The following is a 5979-nucleotide window of genomic DNA, read 5'->3' on the forward strand; positions in this document are numbered from 1 at the left end:
CGGAAAGGATCGCGGCGTGGCTGATCTCGTCGTGGTGGGCTCGGTGGCCCTGGACAGCGTCAAGACGCCGTTCGGCACCGTGACCGACGCGCTGGGGGGTGCCGCGACTTACTTCTCGTACGCGGCAAGCTTCTTCACCCAGGTCCGGGTGGTCGGCGCAGTCGGCGACGACTTCCCGCAGGAACACCTCGCGCTTCTCATCGAGCGCGGGGTGGACACGAGTGCCCTCGAGGTGCTGCCCGGCAAGAAGACGTTCCGCTGGAGCGGCGAGTACGGCTTCGACCTCAACGAGGCTCGGACCCTAGACGTGCAGCTCAACGCATTTGCCGACTTCAAGCCCAAGCTCGGGCCGGTCCATCGGCAGGCGCGATTCGTGTTCCTCGCAAATATCGACCCCGTCCTCCAGCTCGACGTCCTGAATCAGATGGAGCGACCGACCCTCGTGGCCCTCGACACCATGAACTTCTGGATCGAGGGCAAGCGCGAGGACCTGCTGAAGGTGCTGGCCCGCGTGGACGTCCTGCTCATCAACGACACCGAGGCGCGGATGCTGGCGCGCGAGCCCAACCTCGTCAAGGCGGCGCGCGCCATCACCGAGATGGGCCCCCGGACGGTGGTGATCAAGCGCGGCGAGTACGGCGCGCTGCTCCTCTCCGAAGCGCAATTCTTCTTCGCGCCGGCCTATCCGCTGGAATCGGTCTTCGATCCGACCGGGGCGGGCGACACCTTTGCCGGGGGCTTCATGGGATACCTGGCTCAGCAGAACACCAAGGACCTCGCCGCGCTGAGGCGGGCGATGGTCCGGGGGGCCGCCATGGCGTCCTTCACGGTGGAGGATTTCTCTCTGGAACGGCTCAAGCGCCTCGATCCCCAAGAGATCGAGGCCCGTCTGATCGTCTTCGCCGACATGGTCCGCCTCGAGGGCTGAGCTGAACCATGCGCGAGGCCACATTCCCCCTCACCCTGCCCTCTCCCCCAGTGGGGGAGAGGGATCAAAACAGTCCGTCACAGACCGAGGACCAGAGGTCATGGCCCATTCTGAATCCCTCTCCCCCGTCGCGGGGGAGAGGGCTGGGTGAGGGGGTCGTCTTTCCGATTGTTTCGTCCCGGAGCGCAAGAGGTACGCAGCGATGAGCAGTGTGGGCCCGGCTTTCACCGTGAAGTACCAGCGGCTTCTCGGTATCCTCCGGGAGATGCGGAGCGTGCTCGTGGCCTTCTCGGGCGGTGTGGACTCGACCTTTCTCGCTCGAGCCGCCAAGGAGGCCCTGGCCGATCGGGCCGTGCTGGTGACGGCGGACTCGGAGACGTATCCCGCCGCCGAGCTCGAGGAAACGCGTCGGCTCGCCGCGCTCCTGGGCCTGCGTCACGTGGTGGTCCAGACGCGCGAGCTCGACAACCCGCAGTACGCGCTGAACTCGCCCAACCGCTGCTACTTCTGCAAGGAGGAGCTCTTCGCCAAGCTGGGTCCCATCGCTCGCGAGCAGGGCGACGCCGTCATGGTGTACGGCGCCAACATGGACGACCTCGGCGATCACCGGCCAGGCATGGAGGCGGCAAAGGTCGCCGGCGTGCGCGCGCCCATGATCGAGGCCGAGCTGTGGAAGGAAGAGATCCGGGCGCTCTCGCGCGAGCTCGAGCTGCCCACCTGGGACAAGCCGTCCTTCGCGTGCCTCTCCTCGCGCTTCCAATACGGCGAGACCATCACGCCTGACAAGCTCCGCCGCATCGACGCCGCTGAAGCCTTCGTGCGCGGCCTGGGCTTCCGGCAGTTCCGGGTCAGGCATCACGACAAGCTGGCGCGGCTCGAGCTCCCTCCCGAGGAGATTCCCCGCCTCTTCGAAGAGGGCAGACACCAGGCGGTCGTGAAACGCTTCAGGGAGCTCGGGTATCTGTATGTCACTCTCGATCTTCAGGGATTCAGGAGCGGCAGCGCCAACGAGGCCTTGAAGTGGATCGCGAAAAAGTAAGGGAGCTCCTGGAGGCCGTGGCGGCGGGGACTCTCCCTCCCGAGCAGGCCCTGGCGCGGCTGCGCGATCTGCCGGTGGAGGACCTGCGCTTCGCGCGGGTGGACCTGCATCGCTCCCTTCGCCACGGGGTGCCCGAGGCCGTCTTCTGCCCGGGCAAAACGCCGGAGCAGGTGGTGGCCATAGTCCGTCGGCTCGCCGAGGCGCACGAGAATATCCTCGCCACGCGGGCCGAGGCGGCGGTGATCCGCGCTCTCGAGGAGAGCGGCCTCCAGTGCCGGGTCCATGCCGAGGCGCGGCTCGTCGTCGTCAAGCCGCGCGCGCACGAGGGCGTGGGGCTCATCGTCGTGGTCAGCGCCGGCACATCGGACCTCGCCGTGTCCGAGGAAGCGGCGGTGACGGCCGAGGCCATGGGCAATCGCGTCGAGCGCCTCTATGACTGCGGCGTGGCGGGGCTGCATCGACTGGTCCCTCATCTGGACCGGCTCAACGAGGCCAATGTCATCGTCGCCGTGGCCGGCATGGAGGGCGCCCTGCCGAGCGTCATCGGCGGTCTGGTGGACCGGCCGGTCATCGCGGTGCCGACCAGCGTGGGCTATGGCGCGTCCTTTGGCGGCGTGGCCGCGCTTCTCGCCATGCTCAACTCCTGCGCGCCCGGCGTGTCGGTGGTGAACATCGACAACGGCTATGGCGCCGCCGCGCAGGCCAACCAGATCAACAAGCTGGCCAGCAAGATCCGGTAGATGCGCATCGCGTATTTCGACTGCCCGAGCGGAGCGGCGGGAGACATGATCATGGGCGCCCTCGTCGATGCGGGCGTGCCCTTCGATGCTCTCCGGGACGAGCTCGCCAAGCTCCGCCTTCCCGGCTGGTCGCTGGAGCGCCGCGAGGTGATGAAGGGGGTCTTTCGCGCCACCAAGGTCGACGTGCACGTGCATGACCATGACCATGCGCACGGCGCTGCGGACCACTCGCATGCCCACGCGCATGAGCGGCACCCTCATCCGGACCGCAATCTCCACTCCATCCTCGAGCTCATCGGCGCCAGCGATTTGCCCGCGGCCGTCAAGTCGAACGCCTCGCGCATCTTCACCCGGCTCGGCGAGGCGGAGGCGCGCGTGCACGGCACCACGGTCGACCACGTCCACTTCCACGACGTGGGCGCGGTGGACGCCATCGTGGACGTGACCGGCGCCTGCCTCGGACTGCATCTCCTGGGCGTCGACCAGGTGCATTGCTCGGCCCTGCCGCTGGGCGGCGGCTTCGTCACGGGAGCGCATGGACGCATTCCCATCCCGGGACCGGGAACCGCCGAGCTCCTGAAGGGCTTTCCCGTCGTGGATACCGGGGTCCGTCGCGAGCTCGTGACGCCCACGGGCGCGGCCATCTTGACCACGCTGGCCCGGGCGGCCGGCGCCATGCCCGCCATGACCGTCGAGGCGGTGGGCTATGGCGCGGGCAATATGGAGCTGGAGGCGCCGAACATCATCCGCGTCTTTCTGGGCATCGCGTCCGAATCCGGCCGGCGCGAGACCATCATGCAGGTCGAGACCACGGTGGACGACATGTCTCCCCAGCTCTGGGAGGTCATCATGGAGCGCCTCTTCGAAACGGGCGCTCTCGACGTCTATCTGACCCCGGTGACCATGAAGAAGAGCCGGCCCGGCACCGTGCTCACGGCCCTCTGCGCCCCCGACCGCGTCACCGACCTCTCGCGGGTGCTCTTCGAGGAGTCGCCCACCATCGGCGTCCGCTGGACCGCCTACCAGCGCGAGCGGCTCGATCGCGAGATGGTGACGCTGACCACGACATACGGCGCCATTCCCTTCAAGGTCTCGCGCCTGGACGGCCGCGTGGTCACGGTGACCCCCGAGTTCGACGAGGTCCGGCGCGTCGCGAGGGCCAAGGGCCTGCCCGTGCGCGAGGTGCTGGACCAGGCGCGCGCCGAGGGCCGCCGGCTGTTCCAGTAGCAGGCCGGCCTCACGGCCCGGTGGCTTGACATCCCCAGGCCTCAGGAATATGGTTTGAGCGCTTTGCCGGCCTCGGACCCCTCGACGACGAGGCGGCAGTCATCGACCCGCAGCCCTCTGAGGAGGTACGCGCAGTGAAAACGTCCATGACCATCAATGGCGTCGCTCACTCTCATGACGTCGAGCCCCGGCTCCTGCTCGTGCACTTCATCCGCGAGCTGGCCGGGCTCACGGGCACGCACGTGGGCTGCGACACGAGCCAGTGCGGGGCCTGCACCATCCATCTGAATGGCCAGGCCGTGAAGTCCTGTACCATCCTGGCCGTCCAGGCCGACGGCGCCCAGATCGCCACGATCGAAGGCATGGCCAAGGACGGCAAGCTGCACCCCATCCAGGACGCCTTCTGGGAGAAGCACGGGCTGCAGTGCGGCTTCTGCACGCCGGGCATGATCATGTCCGCGGCGCAGCTCCTCCAGCGCTATCCCAAGCCGACGGAGGAACAGATCCGGCACCAGCTCGACGGCAATCTCTGCCGCTGCACGGGCTACCACAATATCGTCAAGGCCATTCAGTACGCCGCCGAGAAGATGCCGGCGAAGTAGGGAGAGAGCGATCATGGCGACAGCCAGGCTGCTGGGCGCGAGCATCAAGCGGCGTGAGGACCCCCGCTTCATCACCGGCAAGGGCCACTACACGGACGACCTCAAGCTGCCCGGGATGACCTACGCGGCCTTCGTGCGAAGCCCGCACGCCTTCGCCGGGATCAAGAAGATCGACACCTCGAAGGCGCTGAAGCATCCGGGGGTCGTTGCCATCTTCACGGGCAAGGACATGACCGGCGTCAACTCGCTGCCGTGCGGCTGGCTCCTGCCTGACCTCAAAGTCCCGCCGCACATGCCCCTGGCCACGGATGCGGCGCGCTATGTCGGCGACCCCGTCGCCATCGTCATAGCGGAGAACCAGACGGCGGCGCTGGACGCGGCCGAGCTGGTGGCCGTGGACTGGGAGGTGAAGGCCTCGGTCACCCGCACCGACAAGGCCGCGGTCAAGGGCGCCCCCGCCATTCACGAGGTGGCGCCCGACAATGTGGCCTTCCGCTGGCAGATCGGCGACGCCGCGGCCACCGAGGCCGCTTTCAAGTCGGCGGCCGTCACCGTCAAGAAGCGCATCGTCAATCAGCGCCTGGTCGCCAATGCCCTCGAGCCGCGCGCCTGCGTGGCGCGCTACGAGGACGCCACCGGCGACTGGACGCTCTGGGTCACCTCGCAGAATCCCCACGTGCACCGGCTGCTCATGACGGCCTTCGTCCTCGGCATTCCCGAGCACAAGGTGCGCGTCATCGCCCCCGATGTGGGCGGCGGCTTCGGCTCCAAGATCTTCCTCTACAACGAAGAGACGGTCTGCTCCTGGGCGACCAAGCAGATCAAGCGGCCCATACGGTGGACGGCCAACCGCCGCGAGAGCTTCCAGACCGATGCCCACGGCCGCGACCACGTGACGGACGTGGAGCTGGCCCTGTCCAAAGAGGGCAAGATCCTCGGGCTGCGCGTGAAGACCACGGCCAACCTGGGCTCATACCTCTCGACCTTTGCCCCCGCCGTGCCGACCTATCTTTACGGCACGCTGCTGAACGGCGTCTACGAGATGGGGGCCATCCACTGCGAGGTCACGGGCGTCTTCACCAACACGACTCCGGTCGACGCCTATCGCGGCGCGGGACGGCCGGAGGCGGCCTACCTGATCGAGCGCATCGTGGACGTGGGCGCCGCCGCCCTCAAGATGGACCCGGCGGAGCTCCGCAAGAAGAACTTCATCCCCAAGTTCGACTCGGGGTATCAAACCAAAGTCGCCCTCACTTATGACAGCGGCAACTACGGGGCGGCCTTCGACAAGCTGCTCGGCATGCTCGACTACAAGAAATTCCGGAGCGACCAGCAGGCCGGGCGATCGAGCGGCAAGCTCCTCGGCGTCGGCTTCTCGACCTATATCGAGGCCTGCAGCATCGCGCCCTCCAAGGTGGTCGGCTCCCTCGGCGCCCAGGCCGG

The 5979-nt window shown here is 67.6% G+C and carries 6 protein-coding genes; all 6 read left to right on the forward strand.

The genetic code is table 11. From position 1 onward, the window contains the following. Window positions 1–16 precede the first annotated feature (16 nt). Window positions 17–928, forward strand: coding sequence for a PfkB family carbohydrate kinase (locus tag VGT00_07770; GenBank protein ID HEV8531297.1), 912 nt, complete (start codon window positions 17–19; stop codon window positions 926–928). Window positions 929–1130: 202 nt separating this feature from the next. Beyond that, the gene (gene larE, locus VGT00_07775) at window positions 1131–1967 is read left to right on the forward strand and encodes an ATP-dependent sacrificial sulfur transferase LarE (GenBank protein HEV8531298.1); all 837 of its coding nucleotides are present in this window, start codon (window positions 1131–1133) and stop codon (window positions 1965–1967) included. Beyond that, window positions 1949–2707, forward strand: a complete 759-nt coding sequence (larB, locus tag VGT00_07780) for a nickel pincer cofactor biosynthesis protein LarB (GenBank protein ID HEV8531299.1) — start codon at window positions 1949–1951, stop codon at window positions 2705–2707. The genes larE and larB overlap by 19 nt, the downstream gene beginning before the upstream one ends. Then, on the forward strand, window positions 2708–3934 hold the full coding sequence (larC, locus tag VGT00_07785) for a nickel pincer cofactor biosynthesis protein LarC (GenBank protein ID HEV8531300.1): 1227 nt from the start codon (window positions 2708–2710) through the stop codon (window positions 3932–3934). 146 nt (window positions 3935–4080) lie between these two features. Continuing rightward, entirely contained in the window at window positions 4081–4536 is a 456-nt protein-coding gene (locus VGT00_07790) for a (2Fe-2S)-binding protein (GenBank protein ID HEV8531301.1), read from the forward strand. A 13-nt stretch (window positions 4537–4549) separates the two neighbouring features. Continuing rightward, window positions 4550–5979: xanthine dehydrogenase family protein molybdopterin-binding subunit (locus tag VGT00_07795; protein HEV8531302.1), on the forward strand; the 1430-nt coding region annotated here is incomplete at its 3' end.

It is taken from the genome of Candidatus Methylomirabilota bacterium, from assembly GCA_036002485.1.
Taxonomy (GTDB): Bacteria; Methylomirabilota; Methylomirabilia; order Rokubacteriales; family CSP1-6; genus AR37.

Coding starts and splice junctions, on each gene's coding strand:
- larE (HEV8531298.1), top strand. CDS start 1,131: ATGAGCAGTGTGGGCCCGGCTTTCACCGTGAAGTACCAGCGGCTTCTC.
- larC (HEV8531300.1), top strand. CDS start 2,708: ATGCGCATCGCGTATTTCGACTGCCCGAGCGGAGCGGCGGGAGACATG.
- VGT00_07790 (HEV8531301.1), top strand. CDS start 4,081: ATGACCATCAATGGCGTCGCTCACTCTCATGACGTCGAGCCCCGGCTC.